Origin of the sequence: Novosphingobium sp. PC22D (assembly GCF_002556635.1) — a bacterium.
In the GTDB taxonomy this organism is placed as follows: Bacteria; Pseudomonadota; Alphaproteobacteria; order Sphingomonadales; family Sphingomonadaceae; genus Novosphingobium.
In genome coordinates this window covers 604,140-629,788 of the sequence record NZ_MWMO01000001.1, presented here as the reverse complement: position 1 = coordinate 629,788, position 25,649 = coordinate 604,140, and the positions used below count along the sequence as shown (strand labels likewise).

At 68.4% G+C, this 25,649-nt stretch carries 25 protein-coding genes; 9 read left to right on the top strand and 16 right to left on the bottom strand.

What is annotated here, in order from left to right; all coding sequences use genetic code 11:
• Nucleotides 1-121: 121 nt before the first annotated feature.
• The 4 genes from B2G71_RS03005 to B2G71_RS02990 all read right to left on the bottom strand — a co-directional run bounded on the left by B2G71_RS03005 (nt 122) and on the right by B2G71_RS02990 (nt 5,475).
• On the bottom strand, nt 122-1,123 hold the full coding sequence (locus B2G71_RS03005) for a winged helix DNA-binding protein (protein WP_141521478.1): 1,002 nt from the start codon (nt 1,121-1,123) through the stop codon (nt 122-124).
• Between the two features lie 62 nt (nt 1,124-1,185).
• Nucleotides 1,186-2,223 (bottom strand): ferrochelatase, encoded by a 1,038-nt coding sequence (hemH, locus tag B2G71_RS03000; RefSeq protein WP_098104245.1) that lies wholly within the window; start codon nt 2,221-2,223, stop codon nt 1,186-1,188.
• Nucleotides 2,217-4,472 (bottom strand): molybdopterin cofactor-binding domain-containing protein, encoded by a 2,256-nt coding sequence (locus tag B2G71_RS02995; protein ID WP_098104244.1) that lies wholly within the window; start codon nt 4,470-4,472, stop codon nt 2,217-2,219. The genes hemH and B2G71_RS02995 overlap by 7 nt, the downstream gene beginning before the upstream one ends.
• 28 nt (nt 4,473-4,500) lie before the next feature.
• Nucleotides 4,501-5,475, bottom strand: a complete 975-nt coding sequence (locus tag B2G71_RS02990; RefSeq protein ID WP_098104243.1) for an Mrp/NBP35 family ATP-binding protein — start codon at nt 5,473-5,475, stop codon at nt 4,501-4,503.
• A gap of 166 nt (nt 5,476-5,641) precedes the next feature.
• Between B2G71_RS02990 and B2G71_RS02985 the strand changes: the two genes are divergently transcribed.
• From B2G71_RS02985 to B2G71_RS02975, 3 genes are all read left to right on the top strand, one after another.
• Nucleotides 5,642-6,799, top strand: a complete 1,158-nt coding sequence (locus tag B2G71_RS02985; RefSeq protein ID WP_240529974.1) for a protease modulator HflK — start codon at nt 5,642-5,644, stop codon at nt 6,797-6,799.
• Complete coding sequence (locus B2G71_RS02980) at nt 6,799-7,635, top strand: protease modulator HflC (protein WP_098104242.1); 837 nt, start codon at nt 6,799-6,801, stop codon at nt 7,633-7,635. Before B2G71_RS02985 ends, B2G71_RS02980 begins: the two co-directional genes overlap by 1 nt.
• 142 nt (nt 7,636-7,777) lie before the next feature.
• Nucleotides 7,778-9,310 carry a Do family serine endopeptidase gene (locus B2G71_RS02975; protein ID WP_206049278.1) on the top strand — a complete coding sequence of 511 codons (1,533 nt, stop codon included), beginning with the start codon at nt 7,778-7,780 and terminating at the stop codon, nt 9,308-9,310.
• A 64-nt stretch (nt 9,311-9,374) separates the two neighbouring features.
• Here the strand turns inward: B2G71_RS02975 and B2G71_RS02970 are convergent, their stop codons facing one another.
• The 3 genes from B2G71_RS02970 to msrB form a co-directional block, all read right to left on the bottom strand.
• Nucleotides 9,375-9,950: a hypothetical protein gene (locus B2G71_RS02970; RefSeq protein WP_098104241.1), complete on the bottom strand. Its 576-nt coding sequence runs from the start codon at nt 9,948-9,950 to the stop codon at nt 9,375-9,377.
• 45 nt (nt 9,951-9,995) lie between these two features.
• Entirely contained in the window at nt 9,996-12,230 is a 2,235-nt protein-coding gene (locus B2G71_RS02965) for a PBP1A family penicillin-binding protein (RefSeq protein ID WP_098104240.1), read from the bottom strand.
• Nucleotides 12,231-12,354: 124 nt separating this feature from the next.
• Nucleotides 12,355-12,756, bottom strand: a complete 402-nt coding sequence (msrB, locus tag B2G71_RS02960; RefSeq protein WP_098104239.1) for a peptide-methionine (R)-S-oxide reductase MsrB — start codon at nt 12,754-12,756, stop codon at nt 12,355-12,357.
• Nucleotides 12,757-12,909: 153 nt separating this feature from the next.
• On the opposite strand from msrB, the gene B2G71_RS02955 reads away from it, so the two are divergent.
• Nucleotides 12,910-13,275 (top strand): hypothetical protein, encoded by a 366-nt coding sequence (locus B2G71_RS02955; RefSeq protein ID WP_098104238.1) that lies wholly within the window; start codon nt 12,910-12,912, stop codon nt 13,273-13,275.
• 7 nt (nt 13,276-13,282) lie between these two features.
• On the opposite strand, the gene B2G71_RS02950 is transcribed toward B2G71_RS02955, so the two are convergent.
• The 3 genes from B2G71_RS02950 to B2G71_RS02940 form a co-directional block, all read right to left on the bottom strand.
• Nucleotides 13,283-13,729, bottom strand: coding sequence for an NfeD family protein (locus B2G71_RS02950; protein WP_240529973.1), 447 nt, complete (start codon nt 13,727-13,729; stop codon nt 13,283-13,285).
• 1 nt (nt 13,730) lies between these two features.
• Nucleotides 13,731-14,723, bottom strand: a complete 993-nt coding sequence (locus tag B2G71_RS02945) for an SPFH domain-containing protein (protein ID WP_098104236.1) — start codon at nt 14,721-14,723, stop codon at nt 13,731-13,733.
• An 85-nt stretch (nt 14,724-14,808) separates the two neighbouring features.
• Complete coding sequence (locus B2G71_RS02940) at nt 14,809-15,681, bottom strand: dienelactone hydrolase family protein (RefSeq protein WP_098104235.1); 873 nt, start codon at nt 15,679-15,681, stop codon at nt 14,809-14,811.
• 94 nt (nt 15,682-15,775) lie between these two features.
• Between B2G71_RS02940 and B2G71_RS02935 the strand changes: the two genes are divergently transcribed.
• Together B2G71_RS02935 and B2G71_RS02930 are read left to right on the top strand one after the other, a co-directional pair.
• Complete coding sequence (locus B2G71_RS02935; protein ID WP_098104234.1) at nt 15,776-16,237, top strand: protein tyrosine phosphatase family protein; 462 nt, start codon at nt 15,776-15,778, stop codon at nt 16,235-16,237.
• Nucleotides 16,237-16,989 carry an SDR family NAD(P)-dependent oxidoreductase gene (locus tag B2G71_RS02930; RefSeq protein WP_098104233.1) on the top strand — a complete coding sequence of 251 codons (753 nt, stop codon included), beginning with the start codon at nt 16,237-16,239 and terminating at the stop codon, nt 16,987-16,989. Before B2G71_RS02935 ends, B2G71_RS02930 begins: the two co-directional genes overlap by 1 nt.
• A 14-nt stretch (nt 16,990-17,003) precedes the next feature.
• On the opposite strand, the gene B2G71_RS02925 is transcribed toward B2G71_RS02930, so the two are convergent.
• From B2G71_RS02925 to B2G71_RS02915, 3 genes are read right to left on the bottom strand one after another with little or no spacing between them, the layout of a single operon-like run.
• Nucleotides 17,004-17,402 carry a VOC family protein gene (locus B2G71_RS02925; RefSeq protein ID WP_098104232.1) on the bottom strand — a complete coding sequence of 133 codons (399 nt, stop codon included), beginning with the start codon at nt 17,400-17,402 and terminating at the stop codon, nt 17,004-17,006.
• A gap of 43 nt (nt 17,403-17,445) precedes the next feature.
• Entirely contained in the window at nt 17,446-18,300 is an 855-nt protein-coding gene (gene purU, locus B2G71_RS02920; RefSeq protein WP_098104231.1) for a formyltetrahydrofolate deformylase, read from the bottom strand.
• 7 nt (nt 18,301-18,307) lie between these two features.
• A complete protein-coding gene (locus B2G71_RS02915; protein ID WP_098104230.1) occupies nt 18,308-19,327 on the bottom strand; it encodes a nitronate monooxygenase in 1,020 nt (339 codons plus the stop codon).
• Between the two features lie 104 nt (nt 19,328-19,431).
• Here B2G71_RS02915 and B2G71_RS02910 point away from each other — a divergent pair, with 104 nt between their 5' ends.
• Complete coding sequence (locus B2G71_RS02910; RefSeq protein ID WP_141521477.1) at nt 19,432-19,917, top strand: hypothetical protein; 486 nt, start codon at nt 19,432-19,434, stop codon at nt 19,915-19,917.
• A gap of 266 nt (nt 19,918-20,183) precedes the next feature.
• Nucleotides 20,184-21,671 (top strand): DUF2252 family protein, encoded by a 1,488-nt coding sequence (locus B2G71_RS02905; RefSeq protein ID WP_098104228.1) that lies wholly within the window; start codon nt 20,184-20,186, stop codon nt 21,669-21,671.
• On the opposite strand, the gene B2G71_RS02900 is transcribed toward B2G71_RS02905, so the two are convergent.
• The 3 genes from B2G71_RS02900 to B2G71_RS02890 form a co-directional block, all read right to left on the bottom strand.
• Nucleotides 21,672-23,129 (bottom strand): hypothetical protein, encoded by a 1,458-nt coding sequence (locus B2G71_RS02900; protein ID WP_098104227.1) that lies wholly within the window; start codon nt 23,127-23,129, stop codon nt 21,672-21,674.
• A 109-nt stretch (nt 23,130-23,238) separates the two neighbouring features.
• On the bottom strand, nt 23,239-23,574 hold the full coding sequence (locus B2G71_RS02895) for a GIY-YIG nuclease family protein (protein ID WP_098104226.1): 336 nt from the start codon (nt 23,572-23,574) through the stop codon (nt 23,239-23,241).
• Nucleotides 23,575-23,582: 8 nt separating this feature from the next.
• On the bottom strand, nt 23,583-24,827 hold the full coding sequence (locus tag B2G71_RS02890) for an aspartate kinase (RefSeq protein ID WP_206049276.1): 1,245 nt from the start codon (nt 24,825-24,827) through the stop codon (nt 23,583-23,585).
• 73 nt (nt 24,828-24,900) lie between these two features.
• On the opposite strand from B2G71_RS02890, the gene ubiG reads away from it, so the two are divergent.
• The gene (gene ubiG / locus B2G71_RS02885; RefSeq protein WP_098104224.1) at nt 24,901-25,647 is read left to right on the top strand and encodes a bifunctional 2-polyprenyl-6-hydroxyphenol methylase/3-demethylubiquinol 3-O-methyltransferase UbiG; all 747 of its coding nucleotides are present in this window, start codon (nt 24,901-24,903) and stop codon (nt 25,645-25,647) included.
• Nucleotides 25,648-25,649 lie beyond the last annotated feature (2 nt).

Below are 25,649 nucleotides of genomic sequence, written 5' to 3'. Positions count from 1 at the left end.
TCCCGACGTGCTCTGTTTCGACATCCTCTATGACTTGTTACCATTTGGCAAACAGCGGGCAAGGTCAAGCGCTGGCGGCCGGTTTGCCCCTTCGATCACGTCCGGTTTGCGGCGGCGATCCTCAGGCCGCCAGCAAGGCGTCGGGGCCGATCTCATCGAAATAGCGGGCCATCGCGCCTGCTGCGCCGTCGCTGAGCGCGATGAAAGCGCGACGCCGGTCGGTATCGTCGCACCGCCTCTCGAAAAGCCCGGACTCTACCATCTGGCTGATCCAGCGCAGCGCCGTCGTCGCGGGAACGGCGGCGGCGATGCACAGCGAAGTGACCGAGACCCGCGCATGCTCGGCGCGCGCGGCGGTCAGATCGAGCAGCATGTCCCAGGCCGGATCGGCGAAGAGGTCTTCGTCGAAGAACCTGGCGCGCAACCGCCGGTGTTTGATCACCATACGCACGAGCCGCGGATCGGGCAGTGCGGGGCGGATCGATCGCAGCCCGTTTCGATCCGCTGGCAGGAACGGCGATGCCGACGCTTCCGGCGATGGCTGTCCTGCCTCTCCTGCCCCGACGGACGCCTGCGGGTTGGCGAGCCGGTCGATCCGCCCCGCGATCTTGCCGACCTGTTCGGTGAGACGCAGCAGCATCAGCCGGTCTTCCTCGGACAATTCGCGCAGCCGTGCGGAGGGAAACCGCGCCATGATCTGGCCGAGCGCAATCACCCGCTCGGCGCGATCGGGATCAACCAGAATCTGCGGGCGCGACTGATCCATGCACGCGAAGACGTCCTCTAGCGCCGCGATCGAGGTCGAGATCACGATCCGGGCGCCGCTGTTCGCCGCGCGCATGTCAAGCCGCGAAAGCGAGGCGAGACAGGCCGCATCGACGCGGGGACAATCGACCAGCACGACGTCGCCGAGCGCACGCGCCTCGCCGCCGCGAAGCCCGCCGAGATCGCCGATGTTGGTGATCCGCACGCCGGCGGCTTCCGCGTCCTCGCGGATGGTCTCGCGCACATGCGCCCGGTCGGCGAAGATCGACAGCGAAACGGGCAGCCCCCCCTGCGTATCGCCCGTCGCGGCATAATCCAGTTCGGGCCCAGTCCCGACAGCGAATGCGTCTTGCAGCATCGAATCGACTCCTCGCTCTATTTCGAACAGGAGTAGAACAAAACGGGTCTATGTCAAGAATATCACCCGTCGCGCTCCTGGGACCAACCCGCAAGTTCGCGCCGGACCAGCGTCTCGAGCATGGCCATGCCCGCCTCGCCGTCGTTGAGGCAGGCAAGCGCCGCGAAGTCTTCTCCGCCCGCTTCGACGAAACTTTCCCGCCCGCGGATCGCCAGTTCCTCAAGCGTTTCCAGGCAGTCGGCGGAAAAACCGGGCGCAGCGATCACGAGCCGCCGGGTGCCCGCTCGCGCCTCGGCCTCGAGCACGGCGTCGGTTGCCGGTTCGAGCCACTTGGCTCGCCCGAAACGCGACTGGAACGCGATCTCGACCCGCAGGCCGGGATAGCGCCCGCGCATCCGCTCGGCCAGTAGGCGCGCGGTCTTGCGGCATTGGCAGTGGTAGGGATCGCCCAGGTGCAGGGTGCGCTCCGGCATGCCGTGGAACGAAAGCAGCAAAACTTCGGGCGCGAAGCCGAGCGCGTCGATCTGGCGCGAGAGATCGGACGCGAGTGCCTCGATATAGGCCGGGTCGTCGTAGTAGGGCGGCAAGGTCCGCAGCGCGGGATGCCAGCGCATCGCGCCAAGCGCCACGCCGAGCGCGTCGATCGCCGAAGCCGTCGTCGCGGCCGAGTACTGCGGATAGAGCGGCGCGACAAGGATGCGGTCGCAACCCGCCTGCTTGAGCCTTGCCAGCCGCTCGCCCATCGCCGGCGCGCCATAGCGCATCGCCCAGTCGACCCGCACGCCCTCCCCCAGCCGCTGCCGGAGCCCGTCCGCCTGCGCGGCGGTGATAGCGGCGAGCGGCGAGCCCTGCTCGGTCCAGACTTGCCGGTAGGCGTGCGCCGATTTGGCCGGCCGCGTGCGCAGGATGATGCCATGCAGGATCGGCTTCCACACGAGCGCCGGAATCTCGACGACGCGCGGGTCGGACAGGAACTCGGCAAGGTAGCGGCGCACCGCGGCGGGCGTCGGCGCATCGGGCGTCCCAAGGTTGACGAGCAGGACGCCGATATCGCCGGTCAGCGCATCGGGGTGATCACCGGGACGCGGCACGGTCAATATTCCTCCGACAGCAGCGGCAGGCGTCGGAACCGCAACCCGGTCGCCGAAAACAGGGCATTGGCGACGGCCGGCGCGACGGCGGCGACGCCGAGTTCGCCCGGATCTTCGGGGTCCTCGTCGCTGGTGACGAATTCGACGTCGATGGCGGGACAGTCCGCCAGGACCGGCAGGTTGAGCGCGGAGAGCCGTCCCTGCGCGGGCAGGCCCTCTTCGTAGGAGAGGCTCGAGCCGAGCGCGAGGCCGAGGCCGAAGACGATCCCGCCTTCCACCTGCTGGCGGGCGATGTCGAGATTGACGATGCGGCCGATGTCCGCGACGGCGCTGATCCTGTTCACGCGCACGCCCATCTCACTTCGGCGCGCGCTTGCCACTACGGCAATCCGGCCGTGTCCGATGCGGTGGCAGGCGATGCCCTGCCCGCTGGAATCGCCGCCGCCGCCCCACTCGGAGAGCGCCGCGACACGCTGCAGGCATTCGGCAAGGCGCGGGTCCTTGCCCAGCATGGCCATGCGGTAGGCAAGCGGCTCGCGGCCCGCGAGGTGGGCAAGCTCATCGACGAAGCTCTCGTTGAAGAAGGCGGTGTAGCCGTGGGCATTGCCGCGCATCCGCGCGGTGGGCAACGGGATCGCTGCCGGGACATGATCGAGCGCGAGATGGGCGATGTCGTAGGGGGGCACCGCGCCTTCGGTAACGAGCGGGTCCGCTTCGTCTGCCACGTCGCGGCGGGCGGAGAGCGGGTCCTGCCGCCCGAACAGCCGCCGGCCGAACTCGCGCGCGCTGGCGGGCGCGGCAATGCGGCTGCGCCAGCCGGCGATCCTTCCCGCGTCGTCGGTGCGCGCGGCGAGCACGGCGACCGCAGGCGTGCGCGGCCAGCCCGCGACGTGTTCCTGCCAGCGCGACCAGACGAGCTGGACGGGCCGCCCGCACTCCCGCGCGATGATCGCCGCCTCGACCGCGTGATCGTGTTCCAGCCGGCGGTCGAAGCTGCCGCCCGCGGGCATCGGATAGAGCACGATCTGGCTGGCGCCGAGGCCAAGCGCGTCGGCCACGGCACGGCGAGCCGATTCGGGCGCCTGGGTCGCGACCCAAAGTTCGAGCTGACCGTCCGAAAAGCGCGCCGTGGCGCTTGCCGTCTCGATCGTCGCGTGAATGGCGGGCAGCGCCTCGTAGCGCAACTGGTGCGACAGGCGCCCCACGAGCAAGGCCGCGGCATCGCCGCTTTCGTGGAGCCGGCGCGCCTCGCCGGTATTGAGCGCGACCGCCAGCGCCTGTTCGATGTCCGCGCTTTCCGCAGCGGCATGCGTCTCGAAACGCGGCGCGATGCGCGCAAGCGCCTGCTCGGCCGCCCACCAGGTGGTCCCGACCGCCGCGAGCCAGCGCTTGTGGCGCACCAGCGTGATCAGGCCCCGCACCCGGTCGGCGCGATCCTTGTCGTAATCGAGCAGGGCGCTCTCGCCGATCGGGCCGTGGCGGATCGCCGCGTAGACGAGATCGGGCAGGCGCACGTCGCCCGCGAATACGTGGCTGCCGTCCACCTTGGAGGGCAGATCGAGCCGGGGGTAGCGTGGCGCCGCGCCGATGGGGAAATCCTCCGGGCGTTCAGCCGGCGGCTCGGCGCGCAACGGCGGTGGGTCGGGGGGATCAAAGCGCACCGCCTCGGCGGCGAGCGCGGCGAGCGGCAGGCGCTTGTCCTCGTGCGCGACGACGCCTTCCGCGACCTGGCACTCCTCCCAGGCGACCCCCCAGCGCGCGGCCGCGGCCTGCGCGATCATCGCCCGCGCCGAAGCGGCGGCGGCGCGCGCGGGCGCCTCGTAGGCGGCGAGCGACGTGCCGTCGGCGGTGGCATCGAAGCGATAGTCCTGTGCCCAGCGACGGGCAATCAGACCCTCGGGGTCTTCGGCGAGGTCGGGCAGCAGCGGCATCCACAATTCGCGCCATCGCGCCGCGAGCACGAGGTTGGCGTAGTGCGCGCTGACCGGCGCGGGCTCGACCGCGATCTGCCGCCAGTCGGCGCCGAGTTCCATCGCGACGATCTGAGGGATCAGCGTGGTCACCCCTTGCCCCATCTCGAGCTGCGGCACCGCGACAGTGACGACGCCGTCGCCCGCGATCTTGATCCAGGCATCGAAGGCGACTTCGCCGCGCAGCGGAGTCAGCGGAAGCGGATAGTCGCGCGGCCGCAGCATGTAGCCGACGGCGAGCCCGCCGCCTGCCAGCGCTCCGATCAGAATTCCGCGCCGCGTGGCCATTCAGGCCGGTCTCCGTCTCACCGGCGCCTCACGGCGCGCCGCCGTCAAGCCAGGTGGAAATGCGCGCGGCGATCGCGCGGAACGCCTCGCCCTGCTCGCCCTCGCCCGCAGCGGGCGGACAACCCGCGTCGCTATCCTGCCGGATCTCGAGCGCAAGCGGGATGCGACCCAGGAACGGGTGCTCCATCCCGCCCGCGACCGCTTGCGCGCCGCCCGAGCCGAACGGATCGCTCACCTCGCCGCAATGCGGGCAGACATAGCCCGACATGTTCTCGACCAGACCGATGATCGGCACGTCGCCCTTGTCGAACAGCTCGATGGCGCGAGTCGCGTCCATCAGCGCGAGGTCCTGCGGGGTCGAGACGATCACCGCCCCGTCGGGCTTGAAGCGCTGGATCATGGTGAGCTGGATATCGCCGGTGCCGGGCGGCATGTCGACGATCAGGACTTCGGCCGGTCCCCAGGCCGCCTCGAGCATCTGCACCAGCGCGTTGCCCGCCATCGGCCCGCGCCAGGCGATCGCCTGCCCGGGATCGGCGAGATGCGCCATCGAGAGCATCGGCAGGCCCCAGGGGCTGAACACCGGGATGAGCTGGTTCTCGCTCGCCTTGGGCCGCTCCCCCTCGGTCGAGAGCAGGCGCGCCTGTGAAGGCCCGTAAATGTCGGCATCGACCAGCCCGACCTTGCGCCCCTCGCGCGACAGCGCGACCGCGATATTGGCGGCGACGGTCGACTTGCCGACCCCGCCCTTCCCCGAGGCCACCGCGATGATCCGGCGGCGCACCTTGTCCGCGGTCATCGCCACGCGCACCTCGGAAACGCCCTTGGCGCCGCGCAAGGAGTCCTTCGCTGCGATCTCCAGCTTGTCGCGGTCGAGCGCGGAAAGGCCGCTGGCGTCGCACACGAGAACGGCGCGGCCTTCGGTCAGCCGCAACGACTGGAGTCGCTCGGCGACGTGCGGCGGCAGCAGCGCCTTGAGGGATTCGGTCTGGTCCTCGCTCATGCCGGTGCGGTCCGATTGGGTGTCATGCTGGGCCTCCTAGAGCATCGCGGCAACCGGTGGGAACCGAAAAAGGCGCACCGCGATGGAGCGACTCCTGCGGCCCCTCCGCAGGAAAATGCAGGGGCGACCACTGTTTTTTGCGCCGGTCATGCCTATAGATGGGGGCATGAGGAGTTTTGGTGGAGATCTGGCGCGCGGCGTGCTCGCGATGGCGGGACGACGCAGCCCCTGGGGTGACCGGGGCGGTGCCGACGATGACAACGGCGACGAGCAGGGCGGAACCGGCGAGGCCGATCCGCCGCGCAAGGGTCGCGGAGCGAGCCCGTGGCTGCCGCCTTCGGACGGCCAGCGGCGCTCGCCCAACATTCACGACATCTTCGGTGCCGAGCGGCGCCGGGGCGGTGGAGGTTCCGGCGGCGGTGGCGGAGGCATGCCGCGCATTCCGCTTCGCCCCGACGGCAAGAGCTGGCTGCCGCTGATCATCGGCGCGATCGTGCTCGTCTGGCTAGGGCTGACCACGGTGCACATGGTCGGACCCAAGGAAGAAGGCATCGTCACGACCTTCGGAAAGTACTCGCACACGATCCAGCCGGGCGTATCGCTGTCTCTGCCCTGGCCGATCCAGACGGTCGAAGTCACCGACGTCACTTCGATCAAGGTCTATACGATCCCCGAGGGCGAAGCCGAAAAGCTGATGCTCACCAGCGACCAGAACCTGGTCGACCTGAGCTATCTGGTCCGCTGGAACATCAAGAACCTGAAGAATTTCCGCCTGCGCCTCGCCGATCCGGAAGAGACCGTGCGCGAGGTCGCCGAGGCGGCGATGCGCTCGTCGATCGCCGAAGTCTCGCTCGACGGCGCGCTTTCGGGCGCTGGCCGCGGCGAAGTGGAGCAGAGCGTGCGCGAACGCATGCAGCGCATTCTCGACTTCTACCACGCCGGCGTCGCCGTGCAGGGCGTCGAGATCAAGAAAGCCGATCCGCCCTCCAAGGTCATCGCCGCGTTCCAGCAGGTTACCGCCGCGCAGCAGGATGCCGAGCGCGACCGCTCGAACGCGCGCGCCTGGGCGCAACAGCTTCTCGCCCGCGCGCAAGGCGACGCGCAGGCTTTCGACAAGGTCTACGAGCAGTATCGCCTCGCCCCCGAGGTGACGAAACGGCGCATGTACTACGAGACGATGGAACGCGTGCTGAGCAACAACGACAAGGTGATCGTCGAAGCCGACGGGGTCGCGCCCTACCTGCCGCTTCCGGCGATGCGCAATCGCGGCGGCGAAACGGTGACCGCGCCAAGCCCGCAGGCCCAGCCGCAGGGAGGCCAGTGATGGGCATTCTGCAGGAATACAAGGTCGCGATCGCGGCCGCGGTGGTGATCATCGCCGCGCTGCTCGCCAGCCTGATCGTGGTCCCCGAGACCGAGCAGGCCGTCGTCGTGCGCTTCGGCGAGCCGATCAAGGTGATCAACGCCTACAAGGAAGGCGCCGACTTCGGACAGACGGGCGCGGGCGTGATCGCGCGGATTCCCTTCGTCGACCGGGTGGAGCGGATCGACAAGCGCCTGCTCGCGGTCGACATGCAGCCGCAGCAGGTTCTCTCGACCGACCAGCTTCGCCTCAACGTCGATGCCTATGCGCGCTTCCGTGTGATCAATCCGGTGCGCATGGTGCGCACCGCCGGCACGACCGAGCGCGTCAAGGAGCAGCTCGAGCCGATCCTGACCTCGGTGCTGCGCCAGGAACTCGGACGGCGGACCTTCCAGTCGCTGCTCACCGCCGAGCGCGGCCGGGCGATGGAGAACATCCGCGCCGGTCTCGACAAGGAGGCGCGCGAATACGGGGTCCAGATCGTCGACGTGCGGATCAAGCGGGCCGACTTGCCCGAAGGCGCGCTGGAAAGCGCCTTCTCGCGGATGCAGGCCGCGCGCGAACAGGAAGCGGCGACGATTCGCGCGCAGGGCCAGAAGCAGGCGCAGTTCATCCGCGCCGACGCCGAGGCGGAAGCCGCCAAGACCTATGCCGACAGCTTCGGCAAGGACGCGGACTTCTACAATTTCTACCGGGCGATGCAGAGCTACGACTTTGCCTTCTCGGACGACAACGGCGCGACGACGATCCTGCTTTCGCCCGAGAACAGCTACCTCAAGCAGTTCAAGGGCCCTTGAATCCGGCCGGATGCCGACGAAATTTCATGTGCCGACGCGCTATTCAATCCCGGTTAAGCCGCCGGGGCGTCAATCCGCGGCGAAGCTGGCAAGGGAGGGGCGCAATGACCGTGAAACGGAGGACTAAGAGGACGTGAAGCCCGTGCGATATGCTTATGGATTGACCACCGCGCTCCTGCTCGGGGGCGCCACACTCTCGCTCGTCACCGGCCTTCCCGCCGGAGCGCAAGTGGCCCAGAACGAAACCAGCGAAATGAGCCGCGTCGTGCCTCGAACCGGCGCGCCTGCCAGCTTCGCGGACCTGACCGAACAGCTCGCACCCGCGGTCGTGAACATCTCGACCCGGCAGCGCGTGCAGGTTCAGCAGAACAACCCCTTCGCCGGCACGCCCTTCGCCGACCTGTTCGGCGGACAGGGCCAAGGCGGGCCGCAGACGCGCCAGGCGCAGTCGCTCGGCTCGGGCTTCATCGTCTCGGCCGACGGCTATGTCGTGACCAACAATCACGTGATCTCGGCGGGCTCGCGCAACGCGGAAGTCGAATCGATCACCGTCACCATGCCCGACGGCACCGAGTATCCGGCAAAGCTGGTCGGCAAGGACGCGCAGTCCGACCTCGCGGTGCTCAAGGTCAACGCCAACAAGTCGCTGCCCTTCGTCAAGTTCGGCGATTCGGGCAATGCGCGCGTGGGGGACTGGATCGTCGCGATCGGCAACCCGTTCGGCCTCGGCGGCACCGTGACCTCGGGCATCATTTCGGCGGTCTACCGCAACACCGGCGCGGGCGGCGCCTACGATCGCTACCTGCAGACCGACGCGGCGATCAATCGCGGCAACTCGGGCGGCCCGATGTTCGACATGAACGGGCAGGTGATCGGCATCAACAACGCGATCTTTTCGCCTTCGGGCGGCAGCGTCGGCATCGGTTTCGCGATTCCGGCCGAGACCGCGGCGCCGATCGTGCAGAAGCTGATCAAGGGCGAGACGATCGAGCGCGGTTATCTCGGCGTGCGCATCCAGCCGATCAACGAGGATCTCGCCGATTCGCTCGGCATCGCCCACAACAAGGGTGAGTTCATCCAGTCGGTCGAGCCCGGCGGCGCGGCGGCCAAGGCCGGCATTCAGGCTGGCGACGTGGTCACCAAGGTCGACGGCAAGGAAGTGACGCGCGAGCAGTCGCTCTCGTTCCTCGTCGCCAATACGGCACCGGGCACGCGCATCCCGATCGAGCTGATCCGCAATGGCAAGCGCCTTTCGGTCAATGCCACGGTCGAGCAGCGCCCGAGCGAGGACGAACTGGCGGACCAGTTCTTCGATCCCGACGCGGAGCAGGACGAGGACCAGTTCTCCAATCCTCAACCGCAGGGCGAAGGCCTCGCCGAGGAAGCGCTCGGCGTCTCGGTGATCCCGCTGACGCCGCAGATCGCGCGCCAGCTCGGCGCTTCCGATGCCACCAAGGGCGTGGTCGTCTCGGCGGTCGACCCCTCGTCCGACGCGGGCCAGAAGGGCCTGCGCCGGGGCGACATCATCCTGTCTGCGAACTATCAGGACGTGGACACGCCCGATGGCCTCGAGAACGCGGTGAAGTCGGCGCGCAGCGCCGGCCGCGACGCCGTGCTGCTGCGCGTCCAGCGCCGCGGCCAGCCCGCCATCTACGTGCCCGTCCGCCTGCGCTGAGGCCGACCGTCACCGAAAAAAGCGAAGGCCCGCCGGATCGGATCCGGCGGGCCTTTTCGTCTGTTCAGCGGCAATCGCCCTTCTCGTCGGGAACCGATTTGCAGGGGCGCAGTGAAAGGACGACGAAGTACCTTGCCGCCGGTCTTCCCCGATCTGATCTTTCCACGAAATACCCGTTCGCACGGTTCAAATGGTAGCCCTTCGGCTGAGGCAGGTTTTCCGAGTAGTTAGTCTTCCGAACAAACACGCCGGATCGAAGCTTTTCCCAGTCGACGACGTTCGGACGAAAGAAGCTATACCACTGACACGTCCCCCTGCCTTGTTGGTAGCTGTAGCCCCGCCGCACTGGGCCCGCGTCACTGGCGAACTGGACTGGCGCCTCCGAGGCAAATTCGGGTTTCCAATCTCGCAACGGCACATAGAGCGTCGTGAGGAAGGGTGCCGGAGCCGCCATGAGGATGACATCGATCACATCGGCATCGAGGCGCTCCTGCCTGTCCCGCTCCGCTACTGCCCCCAGTTCTTCGGCCGTGGGCGGCCGCTCTGAGTAGGGACAAGCCCAAGCCGGCACCGCAATCGGCGCCGCGATCGAAACCGCCAGTAAAAGACGCATCGGCTTGCCCCGGCTTTCCGACCACATCGCACGAGTGGCCCCGTCGAGCGTACCGCCAGAATATAGCGAAAGCTAGTACAGCCCCGGCCGGTACTCGCGCCCGTCGCCGCCCTGCCCCTGGGGCATCAAGGGCTGCGGCGGCGGTGGTTGCTGACGCTCGGCGGGGCTGCTGCCGCGGCGGACGGTCGGGAGCGGCTGGGTGCCGGTGCCCTGACCCGGTCTTAGCCCCGGATCGCCCTGGTTGCGCCCGAGCGCGCGGTCGAGAAAGTCGTCGCTGGCGGCGGCCGGCGGCGCTTCGCCGGGGCCGGGGCCCGGGCCGACCGTGCCGTCGTCGTAGCGCGGCATGCCGTCGCCCGGTCCGCGTCCGCCGGTCCCCGGCTCGATCATGTTGCCGCTTTCGTCGCCGTAATAGTAGTCGTCCGGATCGCCGTAGAAGTACTCATCGTCGGGCTCGAGCTGCCATTCGGGTAGCTGGAGTTCGGTGTCGAACTGCTCGACGGGCCGGTTCTTCACCGCCGCGCGCATGAACTGCGCGAAGGCCGCGGCCGGAGCGCGCCCGCCCGAAAGCCCGGGGACCGGCTTGGCGTCGTCGCGGCCCATCCACACGCCCGTCGTCACACCGCTCGAGAAGCCGAGGAACCAGCCATCCTTGTTCGACGAGGTGGTGCCGGTCTTGCCCGCGACAGGCCGCCCGATCTGCGCGGCGCGTCCGGTGCCGGTGGCGACGGCGGACTGCAGCAGGTCGGTGATCCCGGCCGCGACGTATTGCGGCACAAGCAACTGCCCGCGCTTGTGCTCATGCTGGTAGAGCACACGCCCGCTGCTCGTTTCCACCTTGGTGATACCGTAGGGCTCGATCGCGCTGCCACCGGCCGAGACCGCGGCGAAAGCGCGCGTCATGTCGATCAGGCGGACCTCGGACGTGCCCAGCACCATCGAGGGCAGCGTCGTGATCGGCGTGGTGATGCCGAACCGGCGCGCCATGCTGGCGACCGTGCCGAAACCGACTTCGTTTCCGAGGCTCGCCGCGACGGTGTTCTTCGAATAGGCGAAGGCGGTGCGCACGTCGATCGGCCCGGCGTAATTGCGGCCCGAATTGTGCGGGCTCCAGCCGTCGATCGTCACCGGCTCGTCGACCACGCGGTCGGCGGGAGTGTACCCCGCCTCGAGCGCGGCGAGATAGACGAACAGCTTCCACGCCGAGCCCGGCTGGCGCACCGCGTTGACGGCGCGGTTGTAGTTCGAGGTGACGTAGTCGGTGCCGCCGACCAGCGCGAGCACGGCGCCGTCGCGGTCCATGGCGACGAGCGCGCCCTGGGTGCCGCTGGGCACGTTGTTCTTGATCGCATCGGTCGCGCTCGCCTGCATCTTGGGATCGAGCGTCGTCCACACCTCGATCGGCTCGGTGGTCGAGGGGATCAGCATGTCGAGCTGCGGCAGCGCCCAGTCGGTGAAATAGCGCACCGAGTTCTGCCCGGCCTCCTTGGCGATCCGCACCGTGTCGAGATCGATGGCCTGCGCATCGCCGTAGCCGATCTTGCCCTGTTCGGCCATGAGCCGCAGCACCACCTGGCCGCGCGTGACAGCGGCGTTGACGTCGGCGGTCGGCGAATAGTGCGAGGGCGCCTTGACCAGCCCTGCGATGATCGCCGCTTCGGGCAGCGACAGCTCGTTCGCGGGATGGCCGAAGAACTTCCGGCTGGCCGCGTCGATCCCGTAGGCACCGCCGCCGAAGTAGACCTTGTTGAGATAGAGTTCGAGGATCTGCTCCTTCGAGAACTTCTGCTCGAGCGCCAGCGCCAGCACGCCCTCGCGCACCTTGCGGGCATAGCTGCGATTGTTGTTGAGGAAGACGTTGCGCGCGAGCTGCTGGGTGATCGTCGATGTCGCCGAGATGCGCCTGTCTCCGGTCAAGCCCATGTAGACCGCGCGCGCGAGGCCGAGCGGATCGACGCCCCAGTGCGAATAGAAGCGGCGATCCTCGACCGAGACCATGGCGTCGCGCATGACCGGCGGGATCTCGTCATAGGGAATCCAGCGCCCGTAGCTCGGCCCCAGCGTTACCAGCTCGGAACCGTCGCGCGCGCGCACCACGACCATCTGGCCGTTCTGGCTGGTCTTGAGCGTGGTGTAGCCGGGCAGCTCGCGCGCGGTCATCATCACCGCCGTGGCGAGGAAGATGACGCCGAGAATTGCCAGCCCGCCGCCCCACAGCACGAGCGCGCGCAGAGCGCGGCGCCAGAAGGGCTTGCGTGGCGGCGAGGAATTGGGTGACGACCGCCGGCGCCGGCCTGACTTCGAGGGCATCCCTGGATTCGAACCCCTATCGCGGACGACTTTGTCCGGTTGCTAGCTACACTTTGCACACGACAAATGTAACCCGAGCTTAACGGCGCCGCGACGGAAGCTGTGGAAGGGTTCGCGCGCCTCGTCAGCCATCCTTGGGTTCGAAATCGAGCGCGGCCGAATTGATGCAGTAGCGCAATCCCTCCGGTCCCGGACCATCGGGAAAGACGTGCCCGAGATGGCCCTCGCACTTGGCGCAGCGCACTTCGGTGCGCACCATGCCGTGCGACATGTCGGAATGCTCGTCGACCGCCTCGCCGCTGACCGGCGCGGTGTAGCTGGGCCAGCCCGAACCCGAATTGTACTTGGTGTCCGACGAGAACAGCGGCGCGCCGCACCCGGCGCAGAAGTACATGCCGTCCTGCTTGTTCTTCTCGTACTTGCCGGTGAAGGCCCGCTCGGTCCCCGCCTCGCGCAGGACGTGGTACTGCTCGGGGGTCAGCTTCTGGCGCCATTCGGCATCGGTGTGCTCGACTTTGTCGGTCATGGCGATGATCTCCTTTCGCGCGATATGGCGTGATCGCCGGGCGCTTTCCAGAGGGCCGCAAGGGCGGCATCGCGCCGTTCGGATTCGATTTAACCTTTCGTTAGAGGAATCGGCTCACCTTCCCGCCGTTCCGTCATGGGGGGAGGAGAGGCCATGAAGGATTTCCTGCCGTGGGCGCTGCCCGCGGCCTTGGCTTACGTGCTTGCCAGGGGCTTCGAGGCGATGGGCGATGCCGTCCAGCCAGGCGAAGCGGCGACCCGGCTCGCGTTCCATCTGATCGCGCTCGGCCTCATCATCATCTCGCTCATCGGCTGGATCAAGGCGTTCCGGCGACTGTTCGGCTGGAAACAGGCGCCCCAGTCGGAGAAATCCGGCGATACCGAGAGCCCCTACCACTACGAATTCGATCCCGACGCCGCGATCGAGCGCCACTTGCAGCGGCGCCAGCAGGAGCAGGCCGAGGCGAGCCCGCTCAGCAGCAAGGCGCCCAGGACCGGATTCGGTCGCCGCAAGTTCTGAACGCGCGTCAGGCGAAGGGTTCGACCACCAGCACCACGCCATCGTGGCCCGCCACCTTGAGGCGCGTTCCGGGCGGCGCATCGGCGCCCTTGGCCAGCCATTCGCTGTCGCCCAGCCGGACACGTCCCGAGCCGCCTTCGATCGCCTGCGTCACCACCACCGTCTCGCCGACGACCCGGTCGCCGCGCATGTTCATCAGCGGATCGGCCGCTTCGATGGGGTTGTCGCGCAGGTACCGCCGGCCGAGGAAGACCGCGAGGATCGAGATCAGCGCGAAGAGCACGATCTGCACCGGAATGCCGATCGGCACGACCCACGAGAGCAAGCCGACGAAAACCGCCGCCCCCGCCATCCAGATCAGAAACACTCCGGGTATCGCCATTTCCCCGACGGCGAGCACCAGCCCGATCGCGAGCCAGGCGTAGTGCGGTTCGAGATCGAACAGCGTGTCCACCTCACTGGCCTCCCGAAGGCGGCACCGTCGGCTGCGGCGTGACCGGACGGCGTGATGCCTGGGGCGCCCGTGGCGGGCTTTGCGGCCCGTCCGGCCCCAGCGCATCCTTGACCAGTTCGCCGATGCCGCCGAGCGAGCCGATGAGCTGTGTCGCCTCGACCGGGAAAAGGATCGTCTTGGCATTGGGCGAGGTCGCGAACTTGCCGACCGCCTTGGTGTATTCCTGGGCGATGAAGTAGTTGATCGCCTGGTTGCCCGAGGCGGCGATGGCATCGGAGACCATCTGCGTCGCCTTGGCCTCGGCCTCGGCCTCGCGCTCGCGCGCCTCGGCGTCGCGGTAGGCGGCCTCGCGCCGCCCCTCCGCCGAGAGGATCTGCGCCTGCTTCTCGCCCTCGGCGCGCAGGATTTCGGAGGCGCGGCGGCCCTCCGCCTCGAGGATCTCGGCGCGCTTCTCGCGCTCGGCCTTCATCTGCCGCGCCATGGCGTTGGAGATGTCGAGCGGCGGGCGGATGTCCTTAATCTCGATCCGGGTGATCTTCACGCCCCAGGGCGATGTCGCGTGGTCGATCACCGAGAGCAGCCGAGCGTTGATCTCGTCGCGCTTCGACAGCGTCTCGTCGAGGTCCATAGAGCCCATCACCGTGCGCAGGTTGGTGGTGGTGAGCGCCATGATCGCGTTGTACAGGTTCGCCACTTCGTACGCGGCCTTGCCCGCGTCGAGCACCTGGAAGAACACCACCGCGTCGACGCCGACCATGGCGTTGTCCTTGGTGATGATTTCCTGGCCCGGAATGTCGAGCACCTGCTCCATCATGTTTACCTTCTGGCCCACTCGGTCGACGAAGGGGATGATGAGGTGGAGGCCCGGAGTCGCCGCGAGCGTGTACTTGCCGAGACGCTCGATGGTGTAGACGTACCCCTGCCGGACGACGCGCACGCCCATCATCAGGAACACGACCACGACCACGATCAGCGCGATCAGGAAACCACCCATGCCAAACGCTCCCTCCAACTCCGGCGGGAAGTCTAGCGAGCGGCCGGTCGCGGGCAAGTAAATCCGGCAGGGCGCGCGCCGGGGGTCAGAGCCCCGAGAACAGCGCCAGCATCCGCTCCCACGCGCGATCGGCCGCGTTGGGATCATAGGAGGGCGAATCGGGCACGCACCAGCCGTGATCGGCGTCGTAGACCTCGATCTCGGCCTTCACCCCCGCAGCGTCCGCCGCCTGGCGCAAGGCCTCCTTGTCGCCGGGCGATCGGGCATCGTCATTGCGCGCGATCGCGAAGAGATAGGCCGCTTTGGTCTTGGCGAGCAGCCGGTGCGGGCTGTCGGGCGCATCGGTGACGAGCCCGCCGCCGTGCAGCGAGGCGGCCGCGCCCACGCGATCGGGCCTCGCGGCCGCGGTGCGCACGGTGAAGGGCCCGCCCATGCAATAGCCGTTGCTGCCGATCCCGCGCGCCTTGTCGACCGCCTTGCTGCTGTCGAGGAACGTGACGTAGGCCTTGGCGTCGCGCACGATCGCCTCGGGTGTGAGCGCCTCGCGCAGCGGCTTGATCCTGGCCTGCCCCTCGGGCGTGCGATACTCTGAGAAGCTTTCCATCGGCGGCGGGCCGCCGCGATAGTACTGGTTGACGCAGAGCACCGAATAGCCGGCGGCGGCGAGGCGGCGCGCCATGATCCTCTTCGCATCGCGCAGGCCCGCGATGTCCGGCCACATCACGATGCCGGGATGTGCACCTTCGGCGGGATGCACGAAGAAGGCGTCGGCGATCCCGTCCTCGGTGGTGATCTGCACCGTCTGTTCGGTCAGTTCGCCGCCCTGCGCCGCGCTGGTTGCCGTGCCCGCGCAGCCCGCAATGGCGGCGCCCGCGCCCAGCGCGGCGAAATCGCGCCGCGAGAGTCCGCGCCGGGCCAGCGCCGCATCCTCGGCCTGCTTGGTGTAGTCGTCGCACATATCGGCCTCCCGGGGTTGCCAGTTCGCGGATTGAGGTTAGCGAAGGACCGACGCGGCAACCACCCCATGGTTCGCGTGACATCGGGAGGACGGGATGGCGGATCCGCAGGACATTTTCGCGTGGCAGCGGCTCGATGCGCGCACGACCACGTCGGGCCACCTGACTGTCGCCGATCTGGACAGGCTTGCCGCGCTCGGGGTCGGACACGTCATCAACCTCGCGCTCGATTCCGCGCCGCGCGCGCTGGCCGACGAAGGCGCGCTGCTGGCCGAGCGCGGCATTGCCTATACGCACATCCCGGTGCCTTTCGAGGCGCCCGACGAGACGCACTTCGCGGCGTTTCGCGAGGCGCTGGACGCCTATCCCGACGCGCCGCTTCATGTGCACTGCATGATGAACTGGCGCGTCTCGGCGTTCTTCTACCGCTACCACCGCGACGTGGCCGGCATGCCCGAGCCCGAGGCCCGCGCACTGATGGAAACGCAATGGTCGCCCACCGCCAGCGATGACCCACGCGCGCCGGCCTGGGCGGCGTTCATCGAAAGGAGAGGTTGATGGACTTCACCGGCAAGCACGTCGTCATCACCGGCGCATCGAGCGGAATCGGCCGCGCCACGGCGGAGCGGATCGCGGAGCTCGGCGGCACGGTGACGCTGATCGCGCGCCGCGAGGCGGTGCTGGCCGAGGTCTGCGCCGGGATCGGGCCGCTGGCGCGCGCGGTGCCGGCCGACATAGGCGACAAGGCGCAGGTCCTGGCCGCGCTCGACCGCGCGGTCGAGAGAAGCGGACCGATCGACGGCCTGTTCCTCAACGCCGCCTGGGAGGGCCAGTTCGCGCTGACCCCCGACTATAGCGACGAGGCGTTCGAGCAGGTCATGCGGATCAACGTCTTCTCACTGTTCTGGGCGGTGCGCCACATCCTGCCCGCGATGCAGGCGCGCGGGCGCGGCGCGATCCTCGTCACCAGCAGCCTCGGCGGCGAGACCGGCATGGTCGGCAATATCGGCTACTGCACCTCCAAGCACGCCGCGCTCGGCATCGCTCGCACCGTCGCGATGGAAGGCGCTCCGCACGGCATCCGCTGCAACGCGATCACGCCCGGCTTCATCGACACGCCGATGCTGGCCGACGTGCCCGAGGCCTTCAAGGCGCAGATGGCGCGCCGCGTGCCACAGCAGCGGATCGGCACGCCGCGAGAGGCCGCCGCCGTCGCCGCCTTCCTGCTTTCCGACGAGGCCAGCCACGTCACCGCGCAGGAACTGGCGGTCGACGGCGGCCTGCTGGGCACGCTGATGATCGAGAGCTGAGCGCCCGCGCCCGGTCAGACGGCGAAGTTGAACTCAAGATTCACCGCATTGGGATCGGTGACGAAGATCTGCTTCAATCCCAGGTGGCTGAGGTCGTTGACGCGATAGGGCAGGCCCATGTCATCGAGCCGCGCCCGCATCGCCTCGAAACCGTCGCACTGGAAGGCGACGTGATGCACCGCGTTGGTCGATAGCCCCGGCTCGTAGCCTTCGTAGCGATCGGCCTCGGGGTCCTTCCAGACCAGATGGACGATCGCATGGCCCTGTGCATCGCGCATCCAGGCGCCCCTGAGGCTCGTCCCGACCGCCGGGTTATCGGCGCGTTCCAGCCCCATCACCCGTTCGTAGAAGCGCGCCGTCTCGTCGAGGTCGCGCGCCAGCACGTTGACGTGATCGATTCCCTTGACCTGCATCGGCCCTCTCCCGTTTCGGGCAGGCCGCGCTCCGAGGGGCGGATCAGCTCCGGAAGACGACGGTACGCGCGCCGTTGAGCAGGACCCGGTCCTCGAGGTGCAGCCGCACCGCTTCGGCGAGCACGCGCCGCTCGATGTCGCGGCCCTTGCGGACCAGATCCTCGGGCGAATCCGAATGCGTGATCGCCTCGACATTCTGGTGGATGATCGGCCCCTCGTCGAGATCCGCCGTCACGTAGTGCGCGGTCGCGCCGATCATCTTCACGCCGCGCGCATGCGCCTGGTGATAAGGCTTGGCGCCCTTGAAGCCGGGGAGGAACGAGTGATGGATGTTGATGCAGCGCCCCGAAAGGAACGCGGCCATCTCGTCCGAGAGGATCTGCATGTAGCGCGCGAGCACGACGAGCTCGGCCTTGGTATCGCCCACCAGCTTGCGGACCTCGGCCTCCTGCGCGGACTTGGTGTCCCTGCTCACCGGCAAGTGATGGAAGGGGATGTCGCCCAGCGCGAGGTCGCCGAGCGCCTCGCGCGGGTGGTTGCTCACCACGCCGACCACGTCCATCGCGATCTCGCCGATCCGGCGGCGGTAGAGCAGATCGGCAAGGCAGTGGTCGAACTTGCTGACCATGAGCAGCACCCGGCGCGGACGGTCGCGCCGGCGTAGCGTCCAGTCCATCGCGTAGTTGTGCGCCACCTCGGTGAAGCCCGCGCGCACCGCCTCGCGGTCGGCAAGGCCGGGATCGAAGGCGACGCGCATGAAGAACTTGTCCTCGGCCAAGTCGTTGAACTGCTGCGCCTCGATGATGTTACCGCCCTGTTCGAACAGGAAGCCGGTCACGCGCGCGACGATGCCGGGGCGGTCGCGGCACGACAGCGCGAGGATCAGGGGCTCGGCCATGCCCGGCTCAGGCGGCGGCGCGGGTGGTGAGCGCCGCCTCGCATTCGTGCAGCAGCTTGGCGATGATCTCTGCCACCGGCTCTTCTTCCGTCACCATGCCGACCGACTGCCCGGCCATGAGCGAGCCGTTCTCGACATCGCCGTCGATCACCGCGCGGCGCAGCGCCCCCGCCCAGTAGTGCTCGATCTGGAGCTGGGCCTCGCCCATCGCCAGTTGCTCTTCGTCGAGCAGCCGCGCGACTTCGACCTGCTTGGCCGAAAACGCCTCGGTGCCCTTGTTCTTGAGCGCGCGCACCGGGATCACCGGCAGGCGAGGGTCGACCTGAACCGAGGTGACGGCATCGCGCGCCGACGCGCGGAAGAAGGCCTTCTTGAAATCGGGATGCGCGATCGATTCGGTGGCACAGGCGAAGCGCGTGCCGAGCTGGACGCCGCAGGCCCCCATCTCGAGATAGCCCGCGATCGCCTCGCCGCGCCCGATCCCGCCGGCGACGAAGATCAGGTTCTCGGCCGCGAGACTCGGCAGGATCTCCTGCGCCAGCACCGAGGTCGAGACCGGGCCGACGTGACCGCCTGCCTCCATGCCCTCGATCACGAGCGCGTCGGCGCCCGAGCGCAACAGCTTCTTGCCCAGCGCCAGCGTCGGCGCGAAGCAGATCACCCTGGCGCCGCCCTGCTTGATCGCCTCGACGCTGCCCTTGGGCGGAATGCCGCCCGCGAGCACGACGTGGCCGACCCCGTGCTTGGCGCAGACAGCGATCAGGTCGAAGAGCTGCGGGTGCATGGTGATGAGGTTAACGCCAAAGGGCTTGTCGGTCATCGCCCGGGTCGCGGCGATCTCGGCATCGAGCAGCTCGGGCGTCATCGCGCCGCAGGCGATCACGCCGAAGCCGCCGGCATTGCTGATCGCCGACACGAGATTGCGTTCGGAGACCCACGACATCGCCCCGCACAGGATCGCGTATTCACTGCCGAGAAACTCGACACCGCGCGCCATCAGGCTCGAAGTCTTGTTGAATGCGCTCATCAGGGTCTCTGTCCGAATTGTCTGTTACCTGCGCGGTGGGCCTTAGTTTGCCCCTTCGCGACGGGCAAGCAGCATGGTAGATCCGTGGCGGACGGAGGGCGCCCGTGCCGGGATCTCGAAACACCAGTCGTCGACGCGGCAAGCCCCGCCGCGCCCCCCTGCTGCTGGTCGCGGCGATGGTGCCGACCCTGCTCCTGGCGACGAACGTCCCGCGCTGGCTGGAGCTTCGGCTCGACCCGCCCGAGCCGATCGGCGGCAAGGCCTCTGCGCAAGTCATCGCGCAGCGCGCGGCGGACGCGCGCGCGGGTCTGCTCCAGGTCGAGTTTCGCGCCGCGCGGCTCGTCGACGATCTCGCGCTTCCGCATGGCCGCCCCATGAGCGACGCGGCCATGCTGGGGCGCTTCGCCGCGCTTTACCGCGCTTACGCCAATGCCAGCGGCACGCTGCCGCCAGAGCCGCGGCTGCGGCTCTGGCGCACGCTCGAGCGTGCCGGAAAGGCCGCGCGGGCGCACCAGCGCGAGGCGAGCGCGACAGTGCTTCGCAACTTCGTGATCGCCATGGCGGTCAACCGGCAAGCGTCACGTCACTGATTGCTTCAGGCGATCAGTGTGACAGGTTTAATCGCTTTTCCTGAAAGGATTGGAACTCCTATCTGGGGGCGACCAGAGCGGCGATGCCCCCCTCCTGTCGCCGCCAATGTCAAGCCGCCGGAGCACCTGAGCATACCCTCAGCAACTCCCTCCCGCTTCGGCCACCTCGTTCCCCGCGCACTTTCTTCCATCGTGCGCGGGGACCCTTTGCCGGGAACAGCGCGCCGCGTACTTCGTATTGTCATACGAACCGAGGGAGCAACGGCATGACGAGCAAGACGCGCGCGAAATCGACGGGCTCCAAGGGCGAGGCATCGGCGCGCAAGAGCGGCGGGAACAAGAGTTCCGCGAGCAAGAGCCGCGCGCCGGAGATGAAAGGCAAGCAGACCAAGCTCGGCTCGCGCCACGCCGCCTACCAGGAGCTTGCCGAGCGCTTCGCATCGGGCGCCGCCATCGCGCTGCCGACGATGCTCGACGGCCATGCGCGCCGACTCCACGTGCGCGCCTGCGTGCTCGACGACCATGCCGAGCGGATCGACAGCAACGCGCAGGGCACGCAGGACAAGTTCGCGGCGCTGGCCGACGATCTCTATTCCTTCTTCCGCGGCACGGCGTTGCTCTTCTACCGCGACATTGCCGGGCGCGACGCGGCGCGGCCCAAGGTGCTGCTGCTGGGCGACGTCCATCCCGGCAACTTCGGCGTCATGCCCAATGGCGACAACATCCCGATCTTCTCGGTCAACGACTTCGACGAAGTGACCTACGGCCCATACGCGTGGGACCTCAAGCGCGGCGCCACCGGCTTCATGCTCGCCACCAAGTGCGAGAGCGGGATGAAGCGCAAGAAGCGGCGCAAGGTCACCCGCGCGTTCGTCAAGGGCTATATCAAGGGTCTGAAGCACTTCGCCCGCCACGGCACCGAGACGCAGGACGTGTTCCGGATGGACAACGCACCCGCGATCATCCGCAGCCTGTTCGAGGAGGCGCTCACCCCGCGCAGCGAATGGCTGGCCGACAAGCACCACGACGAGGCGCGCAAGGGATTTCGTTCCGACGCGACGCTGCAGCCCGTCTCGAGCCGCGTCGAGGAGTTCCAGGCGCTGATCGATACGCTGGCACAGCGCAACGGCATCGAGAAAGGCGGCCGCTTCGGCGAACTCAAGGTCAAGGACGTGGCGATGCGTCACGGCGCGGGCTGCGCCTCGCTCGGTCTCGCCCGCTTCTACGTGATGGTCGAAGGGCCCGAGGCCGACGGCAGCGACGACCTGATCATCGAGATGAAGCGCGCGCGGCGCAGTGCGCTCGACGGGGTCGTACCCACCGGCGACCTCGATCCGGGCGAGCGCGCCGACCGCATCGCCAACGGCCAGCGCATCCACCTGCCCCACGGCGACGTGTTCTTCGGCGCGGTCGAGATCGAGGGCGAGAGCTTCATGACGCGCGAGCGCGCACCGTTCCGCGAAGACATGGACCTCGACGATCTCGATTTCGACGAATGGCGCGAATACGCCGACGCCTGCGGCCGCTCGCTCGCGCTCGCGCATGCCCGCAGCGACGATGCCGGGGCGATCGACCACGATATCGAACCCGCGATCCTCAAGGACATGGAGCCGCATGGCCTGTTCGTCGACGACATCGTCTGCTTCGCTGACGAGGCGGCCAAGCGGATCAAGTCGGACTGGAAGGCCTATCGCCGCGACTTCCGCAAGGGCGCCTTCGCGCGCGAGTATACCCGTTACGCCCCGCAGGACTGATCAGGTGCACTGCCACGACTGGTAGACGATCGGGATGCGCGCCACACCAGCCGGCGCGGTGACGATCAGCGTGCCCACGCCCCACTTGCCCTCCGAGACGCGGGTGTAGCTCGTGTCGAGATCGATCACGACCTCGATGCCCGAGCCGCGATAGCGCTTCACGTCCTTGCGCCAGTCGAACCCGGCTTCCTCGACGCGCAGGAACGTGCCGTCGAGCAGGATGCCGCCACGCCAGTCATCGCCGCCGAGCGGGCCGCCATGGGCGAAGATGCGCTCGGGCGAGCGCTTCACCAGCGCTTGATAATCCTCGAAATAGCTCGGTTCGCCCGCCTCGCCGGCCAGTCGGAACGCCTCGGCCACACAATCGGTGCCTGCCGCGAAGTGCGGTGGCTCTAGCTCGATGCCGCCGATCCGGGCGGCGATGTCAGGCGCAACCTTTCCGCTCGGCGCGCCGAACACGCCGCGATATTCAGGCGCTGCGGCCGCGACGAGGTCCGGCGTCGGCGCCAGCTCGATGAGATAGTCTCCTTCGGCATAGGAGCCCGCGACGTAGGGCGGCGCGTGAAACAGCCATTTGCCGTCCTTGTAGGTGATCGCGAGCTTCGAGAACGGCGGGCAGCGCACGTTGAAATACCGCTCTTCGGGCTGCTGCCCGGTGCGGCGGACGCGTTCGTCCTCCAGCGCGTTGCAGTACGGGCCGCGCATCTGCGCGGCGAAGGCCCCGCCCGGAAAGATCTCGTCGAGCGTCACCGGCTTGCCCGCCTCGGCGTCCCACAGCAGCGAACTGGAATCGCGATTGGGATGCGCCCCGCCCTCGTTGGCCGCGACCGCGCGGGTGAGGCTGACGAGCCGGCCGGCGCGGCCGGTCACGACCCACCAGACATCGTGCTCCTGCTTGTCGAGGTGGCTGGTCAGGCGAAAGCCCCGCGCGTCGCTGCTCGCCCGCGCGAAGGCGGCGATGCGATCCTTGTCGAGATAGGCGCCCATGCCGGGCAGCGCGGCGACCTCGTCGGGAAAGTCGTAGGTGAAGCGCAGCTTGGCGGTCTCCTGCGCGAAGCGGACCTTGCGCTGCGGCGCGGTCGGAGCCGAAGGACGCGGGTCCGGCGCCACGGCGGCCGCCGCCGGGGCTGGAGCGCGCGGCGCGGACGCGCCGGGCAGCGGATTGCCCGGCGTGATGCCCAGCCCGGCAAGCCCGGCCTCGCCGATGCACTGCGTCTTGATCATCCAGAAGCGCGAGTAGGTCGCCTGATCGACACCCGCGCTCGCGCCGTCGTCCTTGAACAGCGCGGCGAGCTGCTCCGCCCCGACCCCGGCCTCCTGCGCCTTGCGCACGGTACAGCCGCAACTAGCCGGAACCGCCACCTCGGTACTGCGGCACTGGTCTTCAAGGCTGCCCTGCGAGCCCGCCGAGCCGGTCAGCGCGGTGAGCCCGAGCAACGCCATCTTCGCAAATCGCATGCCCTGCCCCCGTGCCGCCGACGATTCGATCCGGCACGCATGGAAGCATGGCTTTGCCCTACTGCAAAGGGTACGGACCCCGATCGTCAGGCGATCGTCGTGCTATCGATCAGATAGAGGTCGCGCCGAGTTCGTCGACCCATGCCGCGTGGCGCTTCTTCAGCTCGCGATCGAAAGCGAGCGCGAGTTCGGCCCGGTCGAGCACTTCGAGCACCTCGAAGGCGAATGCCTCGGGGCCGTGCGCGTTCCAGGCCTCCTGCAGCGCGCGGTGGGTATTCGAGCCCTGGCGCAAGGTGAACCACACGCGATTCCGGATCGTCGCGATGTCGGGCGCGCGACCGACCCAGACCGCCCCGGTGGGCGCGCAGCGCACCGCGTAGACGCCGCCTTCGACCTTGCGCTCCTTGTAGGCGTCGATCTGCGCCTTGCGGTCAGCGGCGGACATGGCTGCGCTCAGGCCGCCGCGTCGAGCCCGTAGGCGCTGTGCAGCACGCGCACCGCGAGTTCGGTCGCGTCGGCATCGATCAGCACCGAGACCTTGATCTCGCTGGTGCTGATCGCGAGGATGTTGATGCCGCGGTCGGCCAGCGTCTTGAACATCGTGCTGGCCACGCCAGCGTGGCTGCGCATGCCCACGCCGACGACGCTGATCTTGGCGACGTTGGCATCCGAGATCATCCGGAAGAAGCCGATCTGGTCCTTGCGCTCCTCGAGCATCGCCAGCGTGCGGGCGAGATCCGCTTGCGGCGCGGTGAAGGTGACGTCGGTCTCGCCCTTGTCCTTGGCGACGTTCTGGATGATCATGTCGACGTTGATGTTCGCCTCGGCGAGCGGCGCGAAGATCGCTGCGACAGCGCCCGGCTTGTCGGGCACGCGGGTGAGCGTGACCTTGGCCTCGTTCTTGTCGGCGGCGATGCCGGTGATGAGCTGGCGTTCCATCTGGCTTTCCTCAAGTTCCTCGTCGCTGACGATCAGCGTTCCGGGCAGGGTATCGGCGGCGGGCGCGGTCTCGTCGATGAAGCTGGAGAGCACCTGGACGCGCACGCCCTCCTTCATCGCCAGGCTGACCGAGCGGGTCTGCAGCACTTTCGAGCCGACCGAGGCGAGTTCGAGCATTTCCTCGTAAGTCACCAGCGGCAGCTTGCGCGCCTTGGCCACGATGCGCGGGTCGGTGGTGTAGACGCCGTCGACATCGGTGTAGATGTCGCAGCGGTCGGCCTTCACCGCCGCCGCCACCGCCACCGCCGAGGTATCCGAACCGCCACGGCCGAGCGTGGTCACCCGTCCCGAAGGCGCCACACCCTGGAAGCCGGGGATCACCGCGATCTCGCCCGAGGCCATCGAGGCGAGCAGCCCCTGCGAATCGAATTCCTCGATACGCGCCTTGGCGTGCGCCCCGTCGGTGTGGATCGGCAATTGCCAGCCGAGCCACGAGCGCGCCTTGCACCCCATCGCCTGTAGAGTCAGCGCGAGCAGTCCCGAGGTTACCTGCTCACCCGAGGAGACGACCACGTCGTATTCGGCCGGATCATAGAGCGCGTTCGCCTCGCGGCAGAAGTTCACCAGCCGGTCGGTCTCGCCCGCCATCGCGGAAACCACGACGGCCACTTCGTGCCCGGCTTCCTGCTGGCGTTTGACGATCCCCGCCACACGCCGGATTCGCTCGGTCCCGGCCATCGAGGTGCCGCCGAATTTCATCACGATGCGTGCCAAGTCTGACGGCCCCTTCGTGCCAGTGGATAAGTGTCGGGCGCGCTGTTAGGGACAGGCAATGACGAATGCAACTGCCACGCAGCCACGGCGCGCGACGATCCGCCCGGACGAGGCCGCGCATTTCGGTGCGCTCGCGGCCGACTGGTGGGACCCCTTCGGGTCCTCGGCGATGCTGCACCGGCTCAATCCGGTGCGCCTCGGCTTCATCCGCGACTCGATCGACCGGCACTTCGGCTGCGACCCGGACGCGCTGCGGCCGCTGGCAGGCAGGCGCGCGCTCGACGTCGGCTGCGGCGCCGGGCTGCTGTGCGAACCGCTCGCGCGCCTCGGCGCCGAAGTGACGGGCGTGGACGCCGCCGAAGAGAACGTCGCGGCGGCGCAGGCGCACGCCGAGGCCTCGGGCCTCGCGATCGACTATCGCCAGGGCGAGATCGGCGAGATGGGCCCGTCCGGGTTCGATCTCGTCTGCGCGATGGAAGTGATCGAGCACGTCGCCGACAAGGGCGCCTTCGTCGCGGCGCTCGCGGGGGCCCTCGCTCCGGGCGGGCTGCTGGTGCTTTCGACCCCCAACCGGACCGCGCGATCCAAGCTGCTGCTGGTCGAGGCGGCGGAGCGGCTGGGCAAGGTCCCGCGCGGCACCCACACCTGGAGCGACTTCATCACGCCCGACGAACTGGACGACCTGCTCGCGGGCGCCGGGCTGACGATGGGCAAGCCGCGCGGCATCGCCTGGTCGCCCCTCAAGGGCCTGCACCTCTCAGACGATCTCGCGCTCAATTATATCGTGGGCGTCACACGCGACTGACG